This is a genomic window from Mesotoga sp. UBA5847 (assembly GCF_002432735.1).
Lineage (GTDB): Bacteria > Thermotogota > Thermotogae > Petrotogales > Kosmotogaceae > Mesotoga.
Genome location: NZ_DJGL01000069.1, coordinates 12,052 through 37,166 on the forward strand (window position 1 = coordinate 12,052; position 25,115 = coordinate 37,166).

General features: G+C 44.6%; 22 protein-coding genes. 11 read left to right on the forward strand and 11 right to left on the reverse strand.

Annotated elements, in window-relative coordinates; translation table 11 throughout:
• Positions 1-94 precede the first annotated feature (94 nt).
• Genes B3K91_RS07135 through B3K91_RS07185 form a run of 11 tightly spaced genes read left to right on the forward strand, consistent with a single transcriptional unit; the run spans position 95 to position 12,413 of the window.
• Positions 95-493 (forward strand): GIY-YIG nuclease family protein, encoded by a 399-nt coding sequence (locus B3K91_RS07135; protein ID WP_292592113.1) that lies wholly within the window; start codon positions 95-97, stop codon positions 491-493.
• Positions 474-1,256, forward strand: a complete 783-nt coding sequence (locus tag B3K91_RS07140; protein WP_099830689.1) for an SAM hydrolase/SAM-dependent halogenase family protein — start codon at positions 474-476, stop codon at positions 1,254-1,256. Before B3K91_RS07135 ends, B3K91_RS07140 begins: the two co-directional genes overlap by 20 nt.
• Entirely contained in the window at positions 1,243-2,553 is a 1,311-nt protein-coding gene (locus tag B3K91_RS07145) for a sensor histidine kinase (RefSeq protein ID WP_292594497.1), read from the forward strand. Before B3K91_RS07140 ends, B3K91_RS07145 begins: the two co-directional genes overlap by 14 nt.
• On the forward strand, positions 2,528-3,874 hold the full coding sequence (locus B3K91_RS07150) for a sigma-54-dependent transcriptional regulator (RefSeq protein WP_214079337.1): 1,347 nt from the start codon (positions 2,528-2,530) through the stop codon (positions 3,872-3,874). The genes B3K91_RS07145 and B3K91_RS07150 overlap by 26 nt, the downstream gene beginning before the upstream one ends.
• The gene (locus tag B3K91_RS07155) at positions 3,849-6,443 is read left to right on the forward strand and encodes a CBS domain-containing protein (RefSeq protein WP_292594500.1); all 2,595 of its coding nucleotides are present in this window, start codon (positions 3,849-3,851) and stop codon (positions 6,441-6,443) included. The genes B3K91_RS07150 and B3K91_RS07155 overlap by 26 nt, the downstream gene beginning before the upstream one ends.
• Positions 6,440-7,540 carry a hypothetical protein gene (locus B3K91_RS07160; RefSeq protein WP_292592116.1) on the forward strand — a complete coding sequence of 367 codons (1,101 nt, stop codon included), beginning with the start codon at positions 6,440-6,442 and terminating at the stop codon, positions 7,538-7,540. Before B3K91_RS07155 ends, B3K91_RS07160 begins: the two co-directional genes overlap by 4 nt.
• Before the next feature lie 14 nt (positions 7,541-7,554).
• A complete protein-coding gene (locus tag B3K91_RS07165) occupies positions 7,555-8,133 on the forward strand; it encodes an NUDIX domain-containing protein (protein ID WP_214079334.1) in 579 nt (192 codons plus the stop codon).
• On the forward strand, positions 8,094-8,963 hold the full coding sequence (gene ispE, locus B3K91_RS07170) for a 4-(cytidine 5'-diphospho)-2-C-methyl-D-erythritol kinase (RefSeq protein ID WP_214079333.1): 870 nt from the start codon (positions 8,094-8,096) through the stop codon (positions 8,961-8,963). Before B3K91_RS07165 ends, ispE begins: the two co-directional genes overlap by 40 nt.
• Positions 8,945-10,633 carry an Rqc2 family fibronectin-binding protein gene (locus B3K91_RS07175; RefSeq protein ID WP_292592118.1) on the forward strand — a complete coding sequence of 563 codons (1,689 nt, stop codon included), beginning with the start codon at positions 8,945-8,947 and terminating at the stop codon, positions 10,631-10,633. Before ispE ends, B3K91_RS07175 begins: the two co-directional genes overlap by 19 nt.
• Positions 10,630-11,550 carry a hypothetical protein gene (locus B3K91_RS07180; RefSeq protein WP_214079331.1) on the forward strand — a complete coding sequence of 307 codons (921 nt, stop codon included), beginning with the start codon at positions 10,630-10,632 and terminating at the stop codon, positions 11,548-11,550. The genes B3K91_RS07175 and B3K91_RS07180 overlap by 4 nt, the downstream gene beginning before the upstream one ends.
• 14 nt (positions 11,551-11,564) lie before the next feature.
• Positions 11,565-12,413 (forward strand): rhomboid family intramembrane serine protease, encoded by an 849-nt coding sequence (locus B3K91_RS07185; protein WP_214079330.1) that lies wholly within the window; start codon positions 11,565-11,567, stop codon positions 12,411-12,413.
• A gap of 31 nt (positions 12,414-12,444) precedes the next feature.
• Here B3K91_RS07185 and B3K91_RS07190 read toward each other — a convergent pair whose 3' ends face one another.
• The 11 genes from B3K91_RS07190 to B3K91_RS07240 form a co-directional block, all read right to left on the reverse strand.
• Positions 12,445-13,608, reverse strand: coding sequence for a type III PLP-dependent enzyme (locus tag B3K91_RS07190; protein WP_214060420.1), 1,164 nt, complete (start codon positions 13,606-13,608; stop codon positions 12,445-12,447).
• A gap of 126 nt (positions 13,609-13,734) precedes the next feature.
• Entirely contained in the window at positions 13,735-14,685 is a 951-nt protein-coding gene (locus tag B3K91_RS07195) for a GAF domain-containing protein (protein WP_214079329.1), read from the reverse strand.
• Between the two features lie 4 nt (positions 14,686-14,689).
• Positions 14,690-15,892 carry an LCP family protein gene (locus B3K91_RS07200; protein WP_214079328.1) on the reverse strand — a complete coding sequence of 401 codons (1,203 nt, stop codon included), beginning with the start codon at positions 15,890-15,892 and terminating at the stop codon, positions 14,690-14,692.
• Positions 15,892-16,602 (reverse strand): hypothetical protein, encoded by a 711-nt coding sequence (locus B3K91_RS07205; protein ID WP_292588485.1) that lies wholly within the window; start codon positions 16,600-16,602, stop codon positions 15,892-15,894. Before B3K91_RS07205 ends, B3K91_RS07200 begins: the two co-directional genes overlap by 1 nt.
• On the reverse strand, positions 16,589-17,182 hold the full coding sequence (gene yqeK, locus B3K91_RS07210) for a bis(5'-nucleosyl)-tetraphosphatase (symmetrical) YqeK (RefSeq protein ID WP_214079327.1): 594 nt from the start codon (positions 17,180-17,182) through the stop codon (positions 16,589-16,591). Before yqeK ends, B3K91_RS07205 begins: the two co-directional genes overlap by 14 nt.
• The gene (locus B3K91_RS07215) at positions 17,154-18,380 is read right to left on the reverse strand and encodes a hypothetical protein (protein WP_214079326.1); all 1,227 of its coding nucleotides are present in this window, start codon (positions 18,378-18,380) and stop codon (positions 17,154-17,156) included. Before B3K91_RS07215 ends, yqeK begins: the two co-directional genes overlap by 29 nt.
• A gap of 16 nt (positions 18,381-18,396) precedes the next feature.
• Positions 18,397-18,795 (reverse strand): DUF503 domain-containing protein, encoded by a 399-nt coding sequence (locus B3K91_RS07220; RefSeq protein ID WP_292592124.1) that lies wholly within the window; start codon positions 18,793-18,795, stop codon positions 18,397-18,399.
• A complete protein-coding gene (gene fusA / locus B3K91_RS07225) occupies positions 18,776-20,848 on the reverse strand; it encodes an elongation factor G (RefSeq protein WP_292592125.1) in 2,073 nt (690 codons plus the stop codon). The genes B3K91_RS07220 and fusA overlap by 20 nt, the downstream gene beginning before the upstream one ends.
• Positions 20,849-20,876: 28 nt before the next feature.
• On the reverse strand, positions 20,877-22,550 hold the full coding sequence (locus B3K91_RS07230) for a phosphodiester glycosidase family protein (protein ID WP_214079324.1): 1,674 nt from the start codon (positions 22,548-22,550) through the stop codon (positions 20,877-20,879).
• 12 nt (positions 22,551-22,562) lie between these two features.
• A complete protein-coding gene (locus B3K91_RS07235) occupies positions 22,563-23,864 on the reverse strand; it encodes a thymidine phosphorylase (RefSeq protein WP_214059778.1) in 1,302 nt (433 codons plus the stop codon).
• A complete protein-coding gene (locus tag B3K91_RS07240) occupies positions 23,861-25,111 on the reverse strand; it encodes a sensor histidine kinase (RefSeq protein WP_214059777.1) in 1,251 nt (416 codons plus the stop codon). Before B3K91_RS07240 ends, B3K91_RS07235 begins: the two co-directional genes overlap by 4 nt.
• Between the last annotated feature and the right edge of the window lie 4 nt (positions 25,112-25,115).

A 25,115-nucleotide genomic window follows, 5' to 3' on the forward strand; every position in this document is an offset into this window, starting at 1 on the left:
TATTATGCTCCTCTTCCGTTCGCTGCCATCTCCTTATCTAACTAACTTGTTGTCGTATAATATCTACATCATGTATCAAAATAAGGGAAACTATTTGATTCTACTTTTTTTGAAGGAGCCGGAAGAGATTTCTTCTCGTGGAAAGGCCTGGTCTCTGGAAATGGGATACTATCTTTACGTTGGATCGGCAATGAAATCTCTTTCAGAACGAGTTAAGAGGCACCTCGTTGAGCGAAAGAAACGGCACTGGCACATCGATTTCCTGAGAGAAAAGGCAGAAGTTGTTGCAGTGTTGCTACTTCCATCTGAGCACCGTAGAGAAGAACAGCTTTCCCGGTTCGTCTCGAATTACGGCAAACAAGTTCCCGGCTTCGGAGCCACAGACTGTAAGATCGATTCAAATCTTTATAAGCTGGAATCAGAAGGCGTAGAAAGAGTATTCTCTTCTATCGTCCTAATATGGAGGGATAACTGTGATAGCATTTTTGAGTGACTGGGGACTAAGCAGCTATTATGTTGGTGTAGCTAAAGCCGCGATTAAAGAAGTAAATAGAAAGGCCGAGATAATAGATATATGCCATGATATCAAACCTTTCAGCATTAAACACGGAGCATACGTCGTGCAAAGAGTAATACGGGATCTTCCCAAGGATGCAGTCTTCCTCGCAGTTGTCGATCCCGGCGTGGGAACTTCGAGAAAGCCAATAATGATGATTCTTAAGGATGGAAGGCGGCTTGTTGGCCCCGACAACGGTTTGTTCACATTTGTTGGGGAAGAGTATGGTATTCACGAGATTCGTGAATTGGAAAACAGAGAATACCACAGAGGCAGTTCTAGAAGCTTCCACGGTAGAGATATCTTCGCTCCAGTGGCAGCCTATGTGGATGCGGGAGTCGAGCCAGAAAAGCTTGGTTCAAGACTTATGAACTTCGAGTACTTGAAATACAAGAAGCCTGTCAGAGATGGAAATACGATTATGGGAGAGACCGCCTTCTATGATCACTTTGGGAATCTCGAGACCAATATTCCAGCATCTCTTGGAAAGGATCTGGAAGAAGGCGATACTCTTGAGATAGTTAAAGGGAGAAGACCCTTCAAGCTGACCTTTGGAAACACTTACTACGATGTCAACCCGGGAAACCTGATGGCTCACTTCGATTCAGCCGGTTTTTTGGAGATAACTGTGAACAAGGGAAGCGCACAGCATTTCCTTTCTATTGAAGAAGGAGAACCCATAACGCTTGTCAAAGTCTGATAGAGGTCTGTTCAAACCAGGCTATCACTACATCGTAGGCGGAGTAGTGCTGAGCGCAGGATTCCTGTTCTCCCTCTTATACGGTTTCAGTCTCGAGAGAGTTTTTCTAGTAGTTGTTTTGGCGGCCACATCGACCGTTACCGTTTATTTCACACTAGTTAGGCAACTCGAGAGGCTAATAAGACTTGTCCGTACAGGTGAGAAAAAGACTATTGGAGAGCTTGATGGTCAGTTCAACGAGATATATGGTTTCTACAGGAATCTCTCTCTCCAGGTGGAAGAAGAGAGAAACTACTATGAGAAACTATACATGGATTACTCGGAACTCCTTAATACTCTCGATATTGCCGTTGTTTCGGTTGACGAGAAAGGGAATTTCGACCTAGTAAACGAGGCATTCATCAAGAGTTTTTCCTATGGAAGCCAGGGTGCCAGGTATCTGCGAATCGACAGATTCACAAGAAGAACAGGCCTAATCTTTCCTCTTCAAGAAGGGCAGTACGAAGTTTACAGTAAGAAACTCGGAAAACGCTACCAAGTTTCAGTAGCACATAAGAAAAAGAGCGGTTTCTTGCTTACTCTTACCGACAAGACCAGTCAGTGGAAGACAAAACAGCTTCTTGAAAAGACAAGAAGATACGCAGTAGACGCTCAGACAGTCGCCGACCTTGCACATGGACTCAAGCAACCTCTCGCAAATGTTAGACTGGCACTTGATCTGTTCAAGAGAACAAATAAAGCTGAATATATTGAGACTCTGTCGAGAGAGCTAAATTCTTTTCAAAGCAGGGTTGGGGGTATTCTACAGATCTTCAGATATGGAGAAGAGTTTGAAAGAGTCGATCTGTCAGAGCAGGTGAGCAAAATCGCCAGCTTTATGTCATCAATCTTCTCCGAAAAAAAGATTCAGCTTAGTTTAGTCTCTCTTGATAAGGGAACTGTGTTGATACAAAAGGGTAGACTCGAGAATGTGATAAAAAACCTCTTCATGAATGCTGTTGAAGCAACTACTCATGGAAAAGGTCTGATCCTCGTAAAAGTAAGGGCATCAAGAGAACTTCTGACGCTGATTCTAGCCGACAACGGAAAGGGAATAGACTTAGAGGCTCAGCAAAAGATATTCAAACCTTTCTTCTCAACTAAGTCAGAGGGATCGGGGCTCGGACTGTACCTCGTCCACAGTTTCTGCGAAGAGAACGATGTAAGATTGAAAATGAGGAGCGCACCCGGAAGGGGAACAGTATTTGCTTTGACCTTCAGGAGGCAAGTAAATGAAGAGCAGAATTCTATTGGTTGACGATGATCTCGCTTTCAACGGACTGCTGGGTGCAGCATTGGAAGAAGAGGGATACGAAGTTGTACAGGTATATAACCTGGCGCAGGCAAAAAAGCAGATATCCGAAGAAATCTTCGACTGTCTGATTCTTGACGTGAGACTGCCCGACGGTTCGGGACTTGAAATTCTTCCTGAGGCCTCGGCGAATGCACCTGTAATAGTAGTATCAGCACACGGAGACATCAACACTGCAATTGAAGCCGTAAGAAATGGCGCCTTCAATTTCCTTGAGAAACCCTTCGACTTGACTCACGCACTCCTTGAAGTGAAGCGAGCAATAGAGTTCTCGGAGGTTTCTCGGGAGAGAGATAACCTTGCAGAAATGGTAGTTGCGGAACCACCCGTAGAGATACTTGGAAATAGCAAAAGCGTTATTCGCATGAAGGAAACGATTGAAATGATTGCTCCGAAGAAGGTGACAGTCCTCCTTGAAGGCGAAAGCGGTACCGGAAAGGAAGTCGTTGCAAGAACCATTCATCAAAAAAGCGGAAGAAAGAAGTTCGTTCCGATAAACTGCGGTGCTATTCCTGAGAATCTATTCGAAAGCGAACTCTTCGGTTATGAGAAAGGAGCCTTCACCGGAGCAATGAACTCAAAACCCGGCTTGATCGAGGAGTCTCATCGCGGAACACTCTTTCTGGACGAGATATCGGAGATGCCGCTTCCTATGCAAGTGAAGCTCTTGAGAGTGCTTGAGACATCTAGCAGCCAGAGACTGGGAGGTACCAATTCTCGCAAGCTTGATTTGAGAGTAATAGCGGCAACGAACAGAGACCTGGAGATCGCCGTGGCTGAAGGTGTCTTCAGAAGTGACCTCTTCTACAGACTGAACGTCGTGAGATTGAAGATTGACCCCTTAAGGGAGAGGAGAGAAGATATCCCACTTCTGATTAGTCACTTTTTGCCTACGCTTTGTGACGAGCTTGGCATGAAGAGGATCTCAAAAGTACCCGAAGAGTTTACCGAAAGCATGAAGGACTACGATTGGCCAGGGAATGTGCGTGAACTACGTAACAGGCTGTTGTCAATCCTTGCGGTGAACGGTACCTTGAAAAGCCTCTCCCGTTCGACAACTCCCGAACGTAAGCAAGTTCTCGAAGACGATTTTAGATTCGAAGAAGTATCTCTCGACGAGCTGGAGAGGCGCTACATATACTGGCTAATTGAGAGAAACGAAGGAAACAAAACAAGAGTTGCGAAGATTCTCGGGATAAGCAAGAGCACGCTTTACGAAAAACTTAAGAGGTGGAACATCTTTGAAAGTAATAACAACTCACCGTAATCCGGATTTCGATGCGTTCGCATCTGCGGTTGCAGCTCAGAAGCTCTATCCAGATCACATTATCGTCTTTGGAGGACAGCTTGTTCCTGCGTTGAAGAGCTTCCTTTCTTCGAAAAGTCTTCTGCTGTCTTTCTACTACATCAACGAGCTGAAGATCTCCGATCTCTCCTCTGTGGTTATTGTTGACACATCAGATATAAAGAGGATTCCCTCTTCTTTGCAAAGAGTAATCGGAAAGAACACAGAATTAAGGTTTTTCGATCATCACAGGACAAGTCTTTCGGGCAATCAGATCGGAGTTTTCAGAGAACTGGGGTCCTGCACTACTCTACTGTGCAACCAATTGCGGAAGAAGAAGAAGGAGATTTCCCGAAATGAGGCAACTCTATTTGCAACGGCCATCTACAGGGGAACGGGAAACTTCACCCATGCCTCGACCAAAGCACAGGACCTCAGAACGGCAGCGTGGCTTATAGATATCGGTGCCCAGCCGGACGACCTGGGAGTTTACTCTGGTTACAGGTTAAGTTCAGCCCAGCAGAGACTTGTTGAATCATTGATCCTGGGTTTGAAGAGCAAACTTGTCAGAGGCGTGGAAGTCAATATCGCAACTGCAAAGAGAGACTCTCTACCCGGCGGCTTCAGTCTCGTTGTGGAGAAGCTCTGGTCGTTTCTGGGGGTCGAGAATCTAGTGGTCTTGCTCGAGACCAAAAGCAGAGTCTATTTCACAATGAGATCACGATACATGAGTCTAGACACGGCAAAACTCGAGGGAGTTCTAAGGAACGGCGGCGGGTCTTACACTCTCGGCTACTTTGAAGCTTGCTCTGTTGAAGATGCCGAAGAAAAGATAATCAGGAACTTCGAAGACAACATTGATCGTCTTATAAAGGTCCGGGAGATAATGTCTTCTCCTGTAAGAACAGTACTAGCCGAGATGAAAGTGGAGGACGTCTTCAAGATAATGCACAGAACCGGTCATCACACACTTCCAGTGGTAGACCACGAAAAGATAGTGGGTGTCTCGAAGTACAGAAACGTTGAAAAAGCCGTTCGCCACGGACTTGCAACAAGAAGAATAATCGAAGTCATGGACCGCTTTTTCGTTACAGCCTCTGCTGATGATTCAGTTCAATCGGCGACTGACAAGATGGTAGAGAACGATACAACCGCAATACTGATTATCGACAACGGCATACTAATTGGAATCGTTACTAGAACTGATTTGCTGAAAAGCGCTTTTGGAAGAAAGAGGATAATCGACCCTGGAGGCAATGACAGTGATCAGAGTTATTCGAAGTTTCCTATCGAAGATCTCATTGAGGAACGTGTGGAAAAGCGAATAGTAACTATGTTGAGATTTCTTGGAGCGGTCGGGAGCGAATTGAATATGCCGACATATATCGTTGGGGGTTTTGTCAGAGATTTACTTCTTAACAAACAGAATCTTGACCTGGATGTTGTAGTTGAGGGAAACGCAAACGCTTTTGCCGAGACTTTCAAGAAATATTTCAACATCAAGATCGTAGAGCACAGAGAGTTCCTTGCAAGCTCGATGTTCTTCAACGACGGGCTGAGAATCGACGTAGCTACCGCTAGAACTGAGTATTATAAGAAGCCTGCAATGCTTCCGGAAGTGGAAATGAGCACGATCAAGAAAGATCTATATAGAAGGGACTTCTCAATAAACGCAATGGCAGTGAAACTTAACCAGGAAGAGTTTGGGATACTGATCGATTTTTTTGGTTCAAGAAGGGATCTTTCAAAAGGAGTGATAAGGGCGCTGCATCCACTTAGTTTTATTGAGGACCCAACCAGAATTCTCAGAGCAGTTAGGTTCGAACAACGCTTTGGATTCGAAATTGAAGTGAGGACTGCCGAACTACTGAAGCAGTGCGCTGCCGAAGGCTATCTTGATAGAGTGACAGGGCAACGGCTTAGGGATGAGTTGATTAAGACTCTCTATGAACCTCTTCCTTTGAAGGCTTTGAGAAGGCTTTCGGGGTTTGGCGTAACTGAGAAGCTCTTCCCACAGTCGAAATTTGATAGAGAAACCGATATAATGCTTTACAGGTACTTCTGCAGAAGAGACAGAAACGCTTCGATTATAGGAGAAGACAAAATATTCTACACTCTCTTGATGATTATGCTTAGAAATAGCGATAATGAGGCTGTTGAATGGTGTATCGAACGCTACGGACTTACGAGAAACTTTCTCGACAGGCTTACTGATGCAATAGACACTGCTGGTAGAATAGTAAATGAGAAGCCCAAAACGCCTTCTCAGTTTCATGTTTTGCTTAGAACAAGGAAACCGGAAACCCTGAACTTCATTGACAGCCATCTCGATAATGATTATGACCTCCTGTTTTTCTCTTATCTGAAGAGATTGAGCGAAACAAGATTGACAATCGACGGAAACGCGCTAATAGAGAAATACGGCATGAAAGAAGGACCGGAGATCAGGGAAGCGCTTGACAGACTGTTCTGTGCGAGACTGGACGGTCTTGCTGAAGAAGAGGAAGATGAATTTGTCAGGAAATACCTGAAAGGGAGGGGATCGAAATGAAAAGAGCGAAGTTGTTCTTGGTATTGGGTGTATTAGTAGTAGTTGCGTTCACAGTTTCTTCTTGTTTCCCAATTAAAGGAACCATCCTGCTTCTAGCGCAGAGAATCGGATGGGAACCCGGAAAACCGGTCGTCATTGAAGCCAACGCACTATTATTCATGCCAGATCAATCGTCGAACTACCAGTGGTCAGTAGATGCCAAACCTCAAGGGAGTTTTAATTGGATACCGAGAAATGACCTGGTTAAAATAATCCCGAGCGACAGAAACTCGAAAGTTGTCGTTTACCTTCCTGTTTACGAAAACTTCGAAATCAAGATTACCGCAAAAATCTCTGGAACCAGTGCAAGTGGAGATCATGCGAACTACAGCTCAGAGATTACGAAACACGTAAGCGAAATACCCGATGTATTGGTTGAGGTCTTCGAGAAGAGTCTTGGGTTCAATACACCAGACTTGTGGTTTGAGGATTATTTGGATGGTGGTAGATCAAGTTCGGCAAGGACTCCTGTGTTTTTTAAACTCAGCAAGGCTCTGCACTCAACTGCTTACTACAACAGAATCGGTTGGGGAGTATACCCTAAAAATGAAAGCATTCTTCCGGCTGCACAAGTGGTGTTTCATGGCGATGCTGACTACGTTGTAAACAGCACCTCGACATCTGTTTCTACAACCATGGAGAACTGGTTTAAGCTTGTGGATATTGATCACAACCGATTCAAGATGCGAATCGAGCCGCAGAGTCTTGTAGGACTAGATTCAGGATGGAGAGCCAAAGACTGGATAGTATCACTGAACGTTTCTCAGGCTGTTCTGGATAGTCCAGACACACTAATATATCTTGTGAAAATCGATCGTTCAAGTTACAGAGCAACTCATATATATAATATTAAAAATGAATTCTCTCTTTCTGAAGCAAGCGGCGATTTTCGAGAAGAGGCAATTGTTCCCGCAGTAGCGTACCTTCATGAATCGAAATATGGAACACTTTGGAGTGAGGATAGTTATTTTGCAGTTGTAGTTATGAATTTTGACAGTGTAGAACCCCAGGTAATAAATGATCCATATGTAATCAAAGCTGCTGAGATGATCTGGTAGCAAAGGAGAAAGGCTTGGAAGAGAGAGTTCTCGTAGTCGATGTTGATTGTCTAGGAGAGCTGGCAACCCGTAACGGGTTGCTGGCTCTTCCTTTGGATGAAATTAGAGAACGCGTCAGGAGATTCGGAAGGTTCGTACCGCGTTCCGATGCAGAGCACGATGAATCAATGAGGCAAATAATACCTTATGCGGTCTTCAAGAATGGAAATGAACACCTCCTCATGAAGAGAACTAAGAAGCAAGGAGAAGCGCGTCTTCACGACATGTATTCGATAGGTGTCGGGGGTCACATCAATCCACAAGACGGAGCGTATCCCTGGGAGGCATTTGAGAATGGCTTCGAACGGGAGATCCGAGAAGAAGTCTCGGTGGAAATTCACTCAATTGAATACTTGGGAATCTTGAATGACCTTCAGACGGCTGTAAGCAGGGTCCACATGGGTATTGTATACTTGGCAGAGGTGGATTTCAACGGATTTAACGAAGCAGAAAAGTTCACGGGTGAGATGGTCCACCTGGCAATGCTTTACAAATATAGGGAGAAGATGGAAACATGGTCTCAAATCGTTTTGGGATATCTTCTGTCTCGTTGAAATGTCCGGCAAAGATAAACCTGTATCTTGCGGTAGATAAGAGGAGAAGTGACGGATTTCATAACATAAGCTCCGTCTTCCAGACAATAGATTTATTTGATGAGCTGATCCTTACTCCAGGAGTTAGTGAGACTTACTTCAAATGCAATACCAACATAAGCTGGAATCAAGAGAACACTCTTCACAAAGCGCTTACTGAAGTTGAAAGGCAGACTGGGAGAAAGATCGAAATTGGAATGGAACTGAAGAAGAGGATTCCTCCAGGAGGAGGTTTGGGTGGAGGTAGTTCAGATGCCGCTTCTTTACTGAGATTCTTTGCTCAGATATTCGAAATCGAACCTGAAAGAGTGATTGAAATGGCATCGATGGTCGGTAGCGATGTCCCTTTCTTTCTTAGAGGTGGAACAGCAATAGTTTCGGGAAGAGGCGAGATTCTTAGTTATCCTGGCGATGTAACGGGATATTCCGTTGATTTGAGCTTTCCGGAGGTTGAGGTCTTGACAGTACTGGCATACAGATTAATAGATGAAGGGGATTTCTTTCCTGGAATTGATGAGAGAGGGGCCGAGCAATACTATAAAGCTCTGAAGGCTCATGATAGCCTTGGGATAAAGAATCTTTCTCTAAATTCATTTCAGAATCCTATCTTCAGTCGCTTTGCGGAGATCAAAGAGCATTATTCGAAATCCTCGTTGGAGAAGCCTAATGCAGTCGTTACAATGATGACAGGATCAGGATCAACCATCTTCTCGCTTTTTCAAGGCAGAATTGGAAAGTACAGGTTCATTAGTTCAGAGGAGCTGAATAGAATATGGTATTCGACGGGTTGACTCTTCAGAGAGTCTTAGCAGAGATCTCAACTGGTCTTGGAACGCAGCTTCGGCAGGTATATCAGATTGGAAAGACGGAATTCTTTCTTAAGCTGTCAAAGATGGGAATCGAGATTTCCGTAAACCCCTCTTCTCCATATGTAATTGCATCTGAAAGAGATCGGAACTCCCCGTCGCTAGAAACCCCTTTCAGCATCTTCTTGAGAAGACATTTGAACGGTTTCTTTGTCACAGGAATAGAACAGAAGGAAATGGACAGAATACTGAGGCTAGACTTTGAAGGAAGGGATGCCTTTGGCGAAAGGACGAAGTACTCTATTGTAACTGAATTCATTGGCCCGGGCTCGAATATGATAGTGCTTAATGAAGAAGGCTTGATAGAGCAGACATTCAAAGAGATGATTACTTCTAAGAGGTCTCTGGTTAGAGGACTTAAGTATTATTCTCCCGAAAGCCCCGGAAGGTGTTTGAGAGAACTGTCAGCTGAAGAAATTGTCTCCACCCTTCAAGAGTCTAATCAGATTCTTTCGAAGGCAATCAGCGTATCCTTTACTGGCCTCTCACGAGCAACAACTGAAAACATAGTCGGATATCTTCAACTTGAAGACGTTCCTCCTCTTGCACTTGGAAAGGAAAGGCTCCGCGAGACTGCCGAATTCTTGAAGAGTCTGGTAGACAACTCCAGTGACGACTTTCTTTTCACTCTTGAAGCCAAGAACGGAAATGAGCTTTCTCCAATCCCTCTTGATTTCAAGGGTCATTGTGAGAAGATTCCGGCATCCCTGGCGATCAGCAAGACTCTTGAATCGATAGGGGTTGAAACCGAGATTGACAGGAGAAAGTCAACGATTCTCAGAAAAATCGAGAGAGCTTCAAAGCGACTCTTCCTATTAGCCGAGAAGCTTGAGAAAGAGCTTGCAGAAGTGGAAAACTATGAAGAATTCAGAAGATACGGAGAGCTACTCGTCGCAAATCTTTACCGGTTGAAGGAAAGACAGTCAGAAGTGGAGCTTGATGACTGGGAAAGCTCTAGCAAGGTGAGAATATCGCTCGATAAGAGACTGACGCCATCGGAAAACGCACAACTCTTTTTCAAGTACTTCAGCAAGTCACAGCGGAAAGAGTTTCAAGTGAAGAAACGGCTGAGAATACTTCGTGCTGAAAGCGATTACTTGGAGCAGCTGAAAGAGATGATCGTTCAGGCAGAAACAATTGACGATATTCAGGAATTCTCATCGGAATTGGAAGAAGCAGGAATAATTCACAAAGGCAAGAGCGAAAGAAAGAAGAAAAAGAAGGTTCAGAAGTACGGACCGAGAGTCTTCGAAAGAGATGGAATGAAGTACCTCGTGGGAAGAAACAATCTTCAGAATGACGACATAACGAAAAACGCTTCCAGGAATGATCTGTGGTTTCATGCCCGAGGCATTCCCGGAGCCCATGTTATACTTAAGAGAGCGGGAAAAGAGATCACTTCAGATGCTCTCCATTACGGCTCTTTTCTTGCAGCAATGTATTCAAGAGGAAAGCAATCTGGGAAGGTGGAAGTAGTATATACCGAAGTTCAAAACATAAGAAAGCCCAAAGGAGCTAAGCCAGGGATGGTTCTATATAAAAAATCGGAAACAGTTACGGTAGATCTCACCAAAGAGATGGTACCGAAAAAATGATAAAGCTTCCTCCATATATCTTTTTTTTAGGAGGTTTCCTAACTTACGCTTCGATCTTCTTTTCGAGTGCTGCCGTGTCGATGACGATGTCGGTTATCGGAATGACAATAAGCCTCTATATCTGGTATATTCTTGCCTGGAATCGCGATAGACACATAAAGAATATGAAAACGAAGGGCCTCGTTAAGCCGGAGCAAATTCTTGAGCTCAAAATCACAAGTAATTCCAGAGTCTGGGTAATTCTGTACTCCGCCAGCTATTTGACAATGAACTTGACGGGTCTTTATATCGTCAAGGCCATTGTTGAAAACATAGACATCAACCTCGATGTCCCCAGCGTGGAAGAACTGATGACGCTGCTCGGCACTGGCTACGTTCTTTCCAGCTGGTTGTTCTTCTTGACAGGAATCGCTTCTCTGTTTCTTTACGGAAAGCTGATCACAATGCTGTACAACGACGAGATGAAGATACAGTCACTTGAGAGCAAACACAGGAACATCCCTGAGTTGATTGTCAAGCCACTGTCTATAGTTGTGATGGTAGTCTTCACGCTCGTAACCTACGGCCTGTTTAGCTGGTTCATGAGATACAGGTTGGCCGCTATACAAAGATTTCACAACCAGATCGAGAGTAAGCTTGACGAGCTAGATATTTCATTTAAGGAAAAGGCGATTCAGGAGCAACAGCAAGAGAGAATAGAGAGTCCAAAAACGAAAGACAAAGAAATCCTGGACAAATACTCTTCCAGTCTTGCCACGACCGGCGAAAGCGAAAGAAGAAAAGAGATTATCGCTTCTCTATTCAGAGATCTGGGCGATCTGAAATCCGACCAGGCTTTATCTCTGCTCAATAATCTACTTTCGAAGCAGTTACTTACGGAAAATGAGTTCAACAGGCTCACAAGACTTTTAGTTTAGCAGGAGGAAGGAAATTGATCCGATTCAGAAGTGCAACCATAACTTTGATAATAATAAATGTCGTCGTATATCTTTTTGTTATGATCATGGGGCTTTTCAGGGGCCCACAGGGTATCAGTTATCGCGACTTGATAACGGTTTATGGCGGGGTGAGCAGGTTTGCTCTTTCAAATGGCCTCATTTACACCCCTCTGACCGCTCTCTTCCTTCATGGAAATCTGATGCACATTCTCTTCAACATGTGGGCTCTATTTCAGCTTGGACACATAGTTGAAGGAGTTTATGGTATGAAGTGGTACCTTATCTTCTACTTCATTACGGGAATTAGCGGGAGCCTGAGTGCTGCTGCGTTTTCTAATGCATTCACTATTGGCTCGAGCAGCGCTATCTTCGGACTCGTAGGTATCCTTTTCACTTTGGGACTTAAAGATGACACTCCTGTCGCGCTACGCTCGATAACCGGGTACTCCCTACTTCCTATCATATTGATCAACTTGTTTCTCGGCTTCAGTATTCCAGGGATAAGCAACGCAGCTCATATTGGTGGCCTTGTGGCCGGTGCGATAATCGGTTGGTTCGCAAAGCCTGCTTATGCTAGATTCGCCCGTACTAGAAAAGTCTTTACGAAGGTGAAGGAGAAGAGTCCCGAAGAGTTCTCCAGAGATATTCTTGTAAGGTATATTCCTGTTCTGAACGATCTCAAAAACGTGAAATCAGAAGAGAGAACGTTGAGAATCGTTCAGTTGAGAAGTGAGCTGAGCAGTCTAAAGGATCAGGAAGTAGCCTCAAAAGTTCTCTGGGAGCTCTACAGACGTGATCTACTTTCAGAAGAGGAGTTCGAACGCTTGAGAAGATTTCTTTGACATTACAATAAGAGCCCCTTTCGGGGCTCTTTCATTCTATGAAGTCGCCGTCGATATGCATCTCAGCATCCACAAAGTCTTCTACAAAGAGAACTCGGGGAGCGTCAATACCGTTGAAATTAGTAGCATACTCGGTTGTGTAAGCACCGGCATTGATGAAGTATAATATGTCTCCGTAACCAATGTTCTTCGGAAGATCGATTTCATGATAGATCGTATCCACGGAATCACATGTGGGTCCCGCAAGATGAAAAGAGATCTTTGTGTCATCAACCTTTCCTTCGGTAAGGACCTCGTATCTGAACCCTTCGATTGTCTCCGTGAGGCCGTGAAAGACACCTGCATCTATGTAGACCCAGTTTTCATTACCTTTCTTGCTTCTGAGGATCACCTGGCTTACGAGAATCGCTGAATTCCCAACCATCGATCTTCCTGGTTCTATGAAGAGCTCGAGATTAGAAACTGAAGACATGTACTTGTCGAGTGCTTTGTTAATAATATCACCATATGCCTTGACAGACTTGATTTCTCTGACGTGCTTAACCGGCATCCCTCCACCAAGGTTCAGCATCCTGAGATTTATACCCTTAGAGCGCAGAGTCTTGAATACTTCCGAGGCATCTCTTATGGCGTCGTCCCAGCTATTGACGTTGTAATTCTGAGAACCAACATGGAAGCTTACTCCGTAAGCGTCAAGTCCAAGCTGATCGGCGTATTCCATTATTGAAATGACATGGTTCACATCGGTTCCAAACTTTCTTGACAGAGGCCAGTCGCAATCGCCGCCGCTGGTAGCGATTCTTCCGTACACTTTGCTTCCGGGAGCGTGGGCGGCTATCTTCTCCACTTCCATTTCCGAGTCGACAGCATAGTAGTCTATTCCAACGGAATAAGCGTATGCAATATCCTCTACTTTCTTGATCGTATTCCCAAAACTCATTCTTTCTGGACCAATTCCAAGCGAGAGGAGTTTCTCAATCTCTCCGCGCGATGCTACGTCGAAATTACTGCCGAGGTCCCGAAGAGTCTCGATAATCCTGGGGTGTGAGTTCGCTTTAACCGCGTAAAACACCTGAACATTCCTAACATGGCTTACAATGTCGAAATAGTTGTTTCTAACGTAATCCATATCCATTATCAAGAATGGTGTCTTTACTTCTCTTGCGGCCTTTCTTACCTCAGGGGTAATGTGCACTACGGCATCCCTCCTATAAAATAATCAAGTTATTGTAGCATCGATACTATGAAGGAATGCCAAAGATAAAATGTCATTTATAGTTTAATAACGTTACAAAACCATATTGCCCAATAATAGGCGCTTTCAGCTTTCTATGAGGAGTCTGCAAGTTTTTTCTAGAAATTCCCGATCAATATCATTGAAACTGTTTTGAAAATGACTGTCAATATCCAGTTCACCTATGACTGTTTCATCGACAATCAAGGGTAGTACGATCTCTGACTTGGTACGCGCGCTGCACGAAAGATAGTTGGTCTCCTGTGAAACATCTGGTATGAGAAATACACTCTTCGTCTCGGCCGCCTGGCCGCAAATTCCGCTACCAAAGCCTATCCTGACGTGTTCGGTGGGTTCGCCCACATACGGTCCCAGTATGAGGGAGTTATCTCCATCGGAAAGATAGAAGCCTGTCCAGTTATAGTAGTCTACATACTTGTCGAGAAGTTTCGAGATAATCGTCATCTTCTCATCAAAACCGCATTCCTTAGTGCTCATCTCTATGTACTTGAGTAAACGGTCAAATCTCTGTACCTTCTCCTCCAGAGACATACTAATGCGAACGTTCATTTCGGAATACTCTATGAAGTCTTCCAATGCCCTCATGGCTACGGCAGGGAAGTCTTTTATGTTGCCTTCACTCCAGCAATGAAGAAGATCTATCATTACTACATTTCCCTTTGACGTTGGAACGATAAGATGCTCTTGTTTTCCCAGAGCACCCAGAATGTGGATCACAAAGTCTTCCCTTTCCAGGTGAAGCTGTGACGATATCTTTCCAAGATTTTTAAGGACCCTCCCTTTCTCGATAGGACCATGACTTTCCCAATAATGAGAAAGTCTGTCTATCTCCCTTCTTTCCAGTTTCTCAATCTCTCCCGAGAGGGTTCTGTCATCGAGATTGTTCTTGAACATGTATTCTTCGAGTACCCTTGGATGCTTTTCTCTGTATGCAGCCCAGAAGTCTCCCCACTTTTCCTTCGGATAGCTTAGAATACTGAAATAGTCATAAGTGAAATCCCTGAAAATGCTCCTCATCTAGCTACTTTCCTCCTACGCCAAGCAATACATAAGCATCATAATTGGACGGGTAGAATCTGTTTTCAGAAAGCGAATCGATCAGGCCGTAGTAGTAGTCCAGTCCCCCAAAGCTTGAAGTAACCATTACTATAGGTCTATGATATACATGAGCCTTAGAGAATAGCTCCCTGATTTCCGTTGCTCTAGTATTAATGAAGAGATATGTACCTCTCTTTTCAATCCCATTTATTTCTGGAACTAGACCCGTTGCATCTATCTTCACGCCTGCCTGAGCAGACCACTGAGCTTTTATTGTCTCGGCAAAATCTCCGAAACGAGTGCTGTAATCAGGAATGTTATTGACTACAAGAATTTTTGGTGAAGAGCTTGCACCCCTTGTAGGTTCTGGATCATCACTTCCCGGTCCTGTAGGTATTATCCGACCTTCTCCATCTATGTAGTAGTCTATCTGGGCAAAGCTGACAGACCTCGGTCCAGTGAAAAAGCCGACGGCGAAATCCGTGAGAGACTTCTTGTCGATGCTGATATCTGTCTTTTCAAGCAAGAAGTCAATCATCTCGACTATCTTTGAGGGTCCTGCGTTAACAAGGTTCTTCAAGAACTGCTCCACCACCTGTCTCTGCCTCTCTATCCGGCCCAAATCCCCAGAATCCGCCTGCCTATAACGCAGAAACTTGAGCAAATCTTCACCCTCAAGAAAGTGTATTCCAGGTTCAAAGTGAATGTGGAGTCCCTGCTGAAAGTCATCGTGATGCATCAAGGAATTCACTTCAACTCTTATAGGACCGGTGAACCTTGTGAGTTCAGTCACGGTGCTGAAATCAACAACTACCCAACCGGTTATTTCTCTTTCTGTGAGTTCCTCGACTCCCTTGATAAGTGCCTCCATTCCGAATGAGTTGTATAGTGAATTGATCTTCCTTTTCTCAGATCCATAAGAAATAACTGTATCTCTCGGAATACTTTTCAAGAGAAGTTTTCCAGAGGATCCAAAGTAGACTATGGAAATATAGTCAGTTCTTCCGCCAACGGCAGCCTTTGAGTTACCTCCAGAATCTATGCCAACTATCAGCACTGTCTCTCCCGCAAGGTCTCTTCCAGTCATAGAACCGTATGCATCTCTGAAAACCAGAAAAACTAGGAAGAAGAAGAGAAAGACCTGAAGAACCGAAATTGTTGCAAGGGTAAAGTGAACAGACTTCATCAGTTTGAGAGTGCTCTCTTCACACTGTCAAGAGAATCGGGCTTTAGATATAGACGGCTAACGGTTTCTCCTCCAACCCCTACAGAGATCTTCAAAGGAAACTGAGTTAGTGTTTCCAGCTGATACGCCATCCTTGAAGAGCTTCCAAGTCTGTCGAGAAGTACGGCAATCCCCCTAGATGTAAGAGTAGTGGAACCGTCGTTTTCCTTTACTGTTTCTGCAAGTCCATTTATCTTCCAGTAATCGAACAACTTGAACCCTCTTAATGCCATTGCATCAATTAGCTGAACGGGATTCGAAGCATTCACACCTAATCCCGATGCGAGTTCACTTATCAGCTTAGGACTAAGATTCACGAAGTATGAGAAGTCACTGTTGGTGTTCAACCAACTATGCACCAATCTCATTGCCTCTGCGCCAAGTTGAGGATCAAGGACCTCTTTGGAGTTCTCGATCGTTGCAAATACCGGAAAAGTTACCACAGAAGTCCGGGCGCTCACAGTGGTTCTCAAATAGTAGTACACGTGTTCATTGCCCTCCTGCCAGTGGAAGAGATAGTCCACATAACTTGCCTTCATCTCATCGCTTCCGCTGACTGAGCTGATTGTGAAATACACATAACCGGCACCGGCAGCAACGATTACTAAGATAACAATGATCAGCCACAACAACTTCGGACCACGTCGTTTCTTTGGCTTAATTAGAGACATGATTGGCACCTCCAAGTAATTCATTCCACGTCCACACAGTCTCAGGAAGCAAGAGACTGCCCGACTTTACGGCCCATGTTATTTTCAATCTTATCACGTCAACAAACGATTTTTCCAGATCTGCTTCGGCCGCCACACGAATCTGGAGGGCCTCGGGAAAGGATCTACTTTCCTCGCTAATATCGGCAATCATAAGTATCTTTCCAAGCATACACATACCGGGAATCCCGCTGACATGCCAGTACACTGCCTCAAACACGTCACCTTGCAGTCCGAACTCTTCATTTAGAAAACAGGCAGCAACCTTGCCATGAAGAAGAATTGGGAAGTTTCTCTCGATATCTGATGGCTCTATCCCGTATGAGACTGCCTTTCGCATAAGTTCATCTCCATCCGCATCTCGGAAGAGATCGTGCGACAAGGCTGCGAGTGCTGCCTTAAAAGGGTCAGAGTTATGTACAACGCTGAGTCTCTTTGCCAATCTCTCGACCCCCGAAATGTGTTCTAGTCTCTCTGGAGAGCAAGTCTCTTCTGCCTTCTCACGAACAGCTTCAGTTAGCAAATCGTACCCTATATTCAACCTCTACCTCCGCTACCTCGCCTGGATCGACCGATACCGTGTAAGTCCACATACCTGTTTCTTTTATGTACTCGAAATCACAATCTTCACAATTCAGGTGGAATTGTTCGGCGTTCTGACCAAGGTAGTCTTCAATTTCAACTGTAACAGTCTCCTCGGAAAGGTTCCTAACGTAATAAGTGTTCTTGTAATATCTATACTTTGAATCACCAAGCGTTGTCACAGTCGTCTTTCTACCCGAAACTTCTATTGATCTTGCTATGCTTTGAAGAACAACACTCTCTCCCTTTGCAATATTTCCAATTCCTGCGGAACCTAAGTATACAGATTCGCTCCAGACCTCCATGACGCCGGACGGAAGATCAACTGGAACTTCATTCAGATAAACGTCAATTTCAACTCCGGTGAAGCTACTTCCGCCTCTACTTGCTCTGAAGACTAGCCTCTTATCTCCAGAAAAGAGTTCGGAGAGAAACGCGATATAGTTGGTGCCACGTTTCAGAGGAACGGAAATCTCGTAAAGTCTCGTCTCAGCATCGGAAGTAGCAGGAGATACTGAGTAAGATTCATTTACCATCTTTGCCGCCATGTCCCTGGTTGCATAACCGTAACCTGGATTTGATGAGACAAGAGTCACGTTTTCATCGGTTTCCATTTCAAGATGCACTATCATAAGACCCGTTAGAGAGAAATCCTTAAGTGAGAGCGAGTACCTCGTGGTCCAGCTGTTGTTCCTAACTTGATACGCAAATGAAGACTGACCGCTGAAGCTATCCTGGGAGTTCAACAGAAAACGGGCGTTTGGGCTGAACTCATCGGAGAAAACAGGATACCCTTTTGGATTCACGATGATTTCGCCATATGAATTTCTGAATACTGGAAGAGGCGAGACAACCTCAAGTCTCTCAACTCTACCGTCTTCATAAACAAACTTAACAGGTCTTCCCAGATTTCTTTCGTATAGCGATTCCACGCTGTCACCTGGAACAAAGTTGATCGTAGTAGACTCAGGCACCCCAAATACCGAGAAGGTTTCTGGTTGAACCTGGACACCATAAGGAACCTCAATAACCGCTCTTCCTTTCTCAAAAGCTACCTCCCCGGTAAGAATCGAGAAACCATTGAAAATATAGAGTTGCTCAGAAAATGCGACAAATGCTCCGATAATGAAAACAACTAGAATCAGAAACCTTTTCATACCCCACCTCCAGTTATCACCAGATCTCTCCTTCCTCTCCATAGACTTCGACACCGTTCCAGATCATTCGCTGCCAAACAGACTGAAATAGAGAGTCCAGCTCGCTTCTTTTGCACGCAACCATGCTTACGGTAATCTCTGCTTCCAGCTTCGAATCGTGCTTTCCCGTCTCCACAACGGAAGCGTTGAAGTTTCTTCGAAGGTCGCTAAGGATCGGCCTTATGATGGACCGTTTTTCCTTCAATGAGCTTATTCCGTAAAGTCTCAATACATAGGTCACATAACCTACGTGCATCTTGTCTCCTCCAAGTTCTCTCGAATCTTTGACATCTGGCGCTTGACTGCCGTTCAAAAGAAAGCGGGGGATAACCCCCGCTTCATCAATCTGAAAAGCCTTACTTCTGCTGTTCTTCAAGCTCCCTCTGTCGTTCGAGAATGATTTTCTGCTGGACATCTGGTGGGGTCTCCTGATAAGAGTTGAATCTCATGGTGAAGTAGCCCCTTCCGCTAGTTATAGAGCTCAGCTTGTTAGCAAAATCAAGCATTTCCGCAAGTGGGACCTGAGCGACGACTTTCGAAGTGCCCTTCCCTTGAGGTTCCATGCCCATCGGTCTGCCTCTTCTAGAAGTTATCTCACCCATTATATCCCCTGTCGCTTCTTCGGGAACGAAGACATCGACATCCATCAAAGGTTCAAGAATTACCGGATTGGCTTCTCCCATACCATTCTTGAACGCCTGCCTGGCAGCTATCTGGAAAGACATATCTGAAGAATCTACATCGTGGTAAGAACCGTAGAAAAGCGTTACTTTTGCATCGACTACCGGATAAGAAGCCAGCACGCCCTTTTTCATTGCCTCAACGACACCTTTCTCAACTGCAGGGATATAGTTTTTCGGAACGACCCCGCCGACGATTTTATCAATGAACTCAAAACCGGCACCACGTTCATTAGGCTCAATTTTGATCTGAACGTGTCCGTATTGACCGTGACCACCGGTTTGCTTTTTGTGTTTATACTCAGCCTCAACGGTCTTTCTCACTGTCTCTCTGTAGGCGATTTTCGGCTTTCCTACTTCGACATCGACGGAGAAGAGTTTTTTCAGCCTCTCTATCATTATGTCTAGATGCACAGAACCCAGACCGCTGATAACCGTTTCATTGGTTTCGGGATCGTTTTCCCACTTGAACGTAGGATCGGACTCTGCAAGTCTCGCGAGACCTCCGCTAATCTTATCGATGTCTCCTTTTGACTTGGGCTGAATCGATTTAGAAATCATTGGTTCAGGCATTTCCGGCAATTCGAGTTTCAGCTGTCTGTCCTTGTGAGCTACCGTATTACCTGCAGCGCTCTTCTTGAGCTTACTTAACTTGACGATATCCCCGACAGTAGCCTCATCTACCTCAATCTCCTTTGTACCCTCGGGAAGCATAACATGCCCGACTTTCTCCAAGGATTCTTGATCAACCACGATGAAAGTGTCTCCTTGTTTGAGTGTCCCTGAAAGTATCTTCATGAAAGTCAGCTTTCCAACGAAGGGATCAACGACTGACTTGAAAATGTAAGCCACAAGCGGCTCTTCTTCGGTAGCGTTGACTTCTATCTTCTCTCCGGAAAGAAGTGTGGCTGCCTTGGGCGATGTCTCTGATGGCTTCTTTCCAACTTCGATCACAAAATCGAGTAGCTGCGAAATTCCGATATTTTTTGCTGCCGAACCAAGAAGAACCGGAATCACTTCATTTGCAAGATAGGCCTTTTTGAAAGCCGAGGTAAGCTCATCTGTCGAGAGGGTTTCTCCCTCTAGATACTTCATCATCAGCTCCTCATCGTTCTGAACGATGTCCTCGATCATTTTTGTTCTAGCCTCTTCGGCAGCCGATTTGAGATCTGCCGGGATATCTTCTTCTTTGAACACGCCACCATCTTCGAAAATGAACGCCTTCATTTTCACAAGATCAATCAGACCTCTGAAACCAGCTTCACTGCCTATTGGAAGCTGCACAAGAACCGGTGTTCTCTCAAAGGTGTCTCCTAGATCGGCGAGTGTATCTGCGAAACCGGACCTCTCTTTGTCCAGCATGTTGAAGAATGCAATTATCCCTTTTCCATGCTCTTTGGCGACCGAACCAAACCTTTCGGTTTGTATCTCAATCCCGGCAGTAGAATTTATTACCACCACGATGTTCTCTGACACTAAGATTCCGTTTGCAGTTTCAGCATAGAAGTCCGACATACCGGGAGTATCGATGACGTATATCCTGCTATCGTTGTGGGGAACACTTGTTACCCCCATTGAGAAACTTGCTTTCTTCTCTCTTTCAACTTCTTCAGAATCGGTTGCAAGGATGCCTATACGATCAATCAACTTAGCGTTATAAAGCATCGCATCAACAATTTGAGTTTTTCCAGACCCGTGGTGCCCAATTAGTGTAATGTCTCTCTTGGCATCGACAGGAATCTTGTCCATATCTGACCACCTCCAAATCTATTTCAGTCTACTTTCGCGATCCAGTTATAATTACTGGAAGAGAAGGCACTCCCGAGGACGGCGAATTGATTATTTCACCATTGACAGATAGTATCGATGACTTCCCTCCATCAAGACACATGAGGGATTCAAATCCCTTGTCTTTGAAGAATTCTATCATCTCTTTGAAGGTTAAGCCATAGCTAGTCTGCTGATAGCCATCAATTACGATGAAAACAACTTCTCCGGTTTCTTTGACTCCAACAAGCGTTCTTGGAGCTCTGACATCCAGTAGAGATGCTGAATAGTAGTTTCGCTCGTAACTGGTTACAGGCTCGCCTCCATGTATTATCATCGGACCACCTTCAACAGCTCCTGTTACCTTCTTCCCATATGAATTCAACAACTCAAATGAAACAAATTCTCCAACTGAAGCCTTGTTCCCTATCTTCTGTACGGAAGATGGCGAAAGAACCAACACATCTGAACCCTTCTCCACACGGGATACGAAACCCTTTTTGGTAACCATGCCATCCCTTATTACAAGATAGGTGAAGTCATCAAAATCAGGGATACTGTTTCGATACTCATCTGTGTACAAGACGGCTTCTCCTCTATACGGAGAGTTAACTCCCGTGATTTGAAGAAAACGGTCTCCAAACTTGGCCGTGTAGAATACATCCATTCTTGAAACATATACTTCACCACCTTCAGTGAAGTAAATCGCCGGTCTTCCGAGAGTTGGAAGGCCTAGCACTTTGCCATCTCGAACAAGGAGACCTATTGGTAGATTATGATTCTGATCAAAGTATCCGCCATTAATCATTATCTCTGCACCGCTTCTTTTCAGAGTATCCGTTGCCTTCTCAAGACCTGCAATTTCATTGTTAGCGAGTTCAACTCCAAAAGAGAACTTCGAGCCGTCTATTTCGAGATAAGACATTGTGAACTTCTGGCCGCCCGAGTAAGACTCGAATACGTTTAGGTCGAAATCTAAGCTGGCCTCCTGCTGTATTGTTCTTCCCATACCACTTTTACCTCTAATAATCAGCGTCATTCCTTTGATCTCATACTCAACGTCCGACCACGGTTTCTCAGCAGAGATTTTCACAAATCCCCTCCCGGTCGTCACAGACATCCCTTCGTATGAAAGAAATGGATCTACTTTCGCAGGCTTCAGAGTGAGGGCAAGTGATCCGCTTCCGGTCCACCAAATTGTGAAAAAGTCCGGGAGAACATCTCTATCAAGGGTCACATAGATCGCTTCCTGTGTGTTTTGAATACCCTTCACAGTTACCGGCTGAGAATAGAGGATCAGCGCCTCTGCTTCGCTGAAGAAAGATTTGTCTGTAATAGCTGCAAGCAACTCTGCGTTGACTAGAACCTTGCTATCTCTGATAATAAGTGAGTTCTCAAATTCGCTTCCAAACTCCACGGTTGCTCTTTTTGTCTCATGTGAAAGTGAGACGATAATCCCTGACGGAAGAATCATTATCGTCTCTTCTTGGCGAAGAGACTGAGAAACAACTATCCCCCTTATCAACTCACCAATTATGTCCAGTTTTACGAAATCCATTGAACGCTCAACAACTACCGCATCGGCGAAGACCCTTGTCTGTCCTCTATCGTCAAGGTAGATCAGATTCTTTGCTGAAGTTACCAATGAAATTAGCAGGAAACAAATGAACAGGATACGTCTCATTGAATGCACTCCCTACAGTACCTCGTAGACTATCGGAGGAGCCTGCACTCTCTCCTCTGAAACACAAAAACAATCGCGAATTGCTACAGTTTCCCTTTCAAACCTATCCCTTTGATTAGCATAGACTATGGCGATCGTTTCCCCCTTCTCAACTCTGTCTCCAATCTTCTTAAGAACTCTCAAACCCACAGCCGGGTCTATTCTATCTTCCTTTCGTTCTCTCCCTGCGCCAAGCCTCATGCAGATCAATCCAATTGATTCGGCATCAACCGATTTCACATATCCGCTCACCTGAGATCTAACCTCTTCGATGAGGGCGGCCCTGTCAAAACAACTCTCATAGTTCTCCGAGAAATCCTTTGGCCCTCCTTGAGCATCTACGAATTCGTTGAACTTTTCGATGGCTTCACCAGAGTCGATCATGCGATCAACGATTACTTGTGCATCATCTTCGTCTGCAACACCACCAACTACCAACATCTGGCTTGCAATCACTCTGCAAAGTGAGCTGAAATCATTTGGACCTTTCCCTTTAAGAGTTTCTATTGCTTCCACTACCTCAAGCGAGTTTCCTACCGCGATTCCCAGTGGCTGGTTCATATCGCTTATCACAGCCTTCGTGGTTCTTCCCTTCCTTTTTCCAATGTCTATCATCGCCAACGCAAGTTCTTTAGCCTCTTCAAGGTCTTTCATGAAGGCGCCCGAACCGATCTTGACGTCAAGAAGAATTCCATCGGAATCGATAGCTAGTTTCTTGCTCATTATGCTTGAGGCGATTAGTGAAATCTCATCAACTGTGGCCGTAACGTCTCGCAAAGCATAGAGCTTCTTGTCAGCGATGGCTACCTGTGCGGTTTGACCAGCAAGAGCAATTCCTATTCGTTCTGATTGCTGCTTGAATTCATCAATATCAAGTGAAGTCTTGAAGCCAGGAATCGATTCCAGTTTGTCGATCGTTCCTCCTGTGTGACCCAAACCTCTTCCCGACAGCTTTGCGAAAACCAATCCTGCTGCCGCAACGATCGGTCCAACTACCAGAGTCACTTTGTCGCCCACTCCTCCGGTAGAGTGTTTGTCGACTTTTGTGCCACTAATGGACGAAAGATCGATCTTTTCTCCTGAGTCAGTCATGATCTCTGTCAGACAAAGTCTTTCTTCTGCATCAAGATGATTGAAATACACGGCCATTAACCACGCCGCCATCTGATAGTCTGGAACATTGCCATCTACAAAACCCCGTATCAGCGATCGTAGTTCATCTCTAGTGTTGGAATAGCCGTTTCTCTTCTTGATGATTATGTCGTAAGTTCTCATTTAAACACCTTCTTCAGTGGTAACTTAACTTTCAGAATCGTTCCTGTACCATACTCGCTCTCAAGGGAAATTACTCCGCCGTGTTTTTCGACTATAAAGCGTGTAATAGCCAATCCAAGACCTGTACCACCCATCTTTCTTGATCGGGCCTTATCAACCCTGTAAAACCTTTCAAATATGTGCTTCAGAGAGTCTTCAGGTATTCCAACACCCGTGTCTTCAACTTCAATCATTGCATGGTTGTTTTGAGCATAAGATCTTAGCCATATCTCTCTAGGCCCGTGCTCCTTAGCGGAGGTGTACTTAACGGCATTATCGATCAGGTTCAGAAGAAGTTGAACAAGTCTATCGAAATCTCCTTCTACAAAAATCCCTTCTTCTACGTCAACATTTACTGTAACACCCTTCTCACCTGCAAGGGGATCGACAATTCGAATAACATATTTGACGACTTCTCCGAGCTCTACGTCCTCCTTGCTGAAGGAGGCTTCGCCCGATTCGAGTTTCTCAAGGTCAAGCAAATCGTTTATCAATCTTGTCATTCTTGCCGATTCGTTTTCGATTATTGAAAGAAATCTGTAAACTGTGTCTTTGTCCTCAAGATCATCTTCTGCAAGCGTTTCAGCATATCCATGAATAGATGTTAGCGGTGTTCTAAGCTCATGAGAGACATTGGCAACGAAATCCCTTCTCATCGCCTCAACTTCCTTCTCCTTGGTAATATCCCTAAGAAGAATGAGATATCTCACATCGTTCTTCAGGGAGACTCTCATAATCTTACACTCTCTTATCGTTCTCTTCGGGTAGTAGATCGTTATCTCAGATTCCTGATTCTCTCTAGTTCTTACCGAATCTTCAAACAAATCGCCAATGTAATAATTGTCTATCGCTTCACTTATCTTCCTTCCAATTAGCTTCTTGCTCGAAAGCTCTTGCGCGGCTTTATTAGCGTAATCAATCCTTCCATCCTCTGATACTATCAAGAAGGCATCACTCAGATTATCAAAAATCGTCACAAGATCTTCGATTCTTGCATTTAAAGAAGTTACTTCCTCTTTAATGCTCGAAACAAGCTGCTGAACCTTCTTATAGATGAAAATAAACTCGGCGCTTCTCGGAACTTCTACAAGGTCCGCAAAGCGCCTTTTGGCGGCTTCTAATCTCTCGTTTTTCTGTCTTTCATGCCTGAACAGAATCAAGAAGAGAAAAGCTATCACCGCAACAGTAGCGAGGACAGCATAGAACAACGGA

Bases quoted from the DNA above. Each gene is read 5' to 3' on its own strand.
- B3K91_RS07150 (WP_214079337.1), top strand. From the start codon at position 2,528: ATGAAGAGCAGAATTCTATTGGTTGACGATGATCTCGCTTTCAACGGA.
- B3K91_RS07160 (WP_292592116.1), top strand. From the start codon at position 6,440: ATGAAAAGAGCGAAGTTGTTCTTGGTATTGGGTGTATTAGTAGTAGTT.
- ispE (WP_214079333.1), top strand. From the start codon at position 8,094: ATGGTCTCAAATCGTTTTGGGATATCTTCTGTCTCGTTGAAATGTCCG.
- B3K91_RS07175 (WP_292592118.1), top strand. From the start codon at position 8,945: ATGGTATTCGACGGGTTGACTCTTCAGAGAGTCTTAGCAGAGATCTCA.
- B3K91_RS07180 (WP_214079331.1), top strand. From the start codon at position 10,630: ATGATAAAGCTTCCTCCATATATCTTTTTTTTAGGAGGTTTCCTAACT.
- B3K91_RS07195 (WP_214079329.1), bottom strand. From the start codon at position 14,685: ATGAGGAGCATTTTCAGGGATTTCACTTATGACTATTTCAGTATTCTA.
- B3K91_RS07200 (WP_214079328.1), bottom strand. From the start codon at position 15,892: ATGAAGTCTGTTCACTTTACCCTTGCAACAATTTCGGTTCTTCAGGTC.
- B3K91_RS07205 (WP_292588485.1), bottom strand. From the start codon at position 16,602: ATGTCTCTAATTAAGCCAAAGAAACGACGTGGTCCGAAGTTGTTGTGG.
- B3K91_RS07215 (WP_214079326.1), bottom strand. From the start codon at position 18,380: ATGAAAAGGTTTCTGATTCTAGTTGTTTTCATTATCGGAGCATTTGTC.
- fusA (WP_292592125.1), bottom strand. From the start codon at position 20,848: ATGGACAAGATTCCTGTCGATGCCAAGAGAGACATTACACTAATTGGG.
- B3K91_RS07230 (WP_214079324.1), bottom strand. From the start codon at position 22,550: ATGAGACGTATCCTGTTCATTTGTTTCCTGCTAATTTCATTGGTAACT.
- B3K91_RS07235 (WP_214059778.1), bottom strand. From the start codon at position 23,864: ATGAGAACTTACGACATAATCATCAAGAAGAGAAACGGCTATTCCAAC.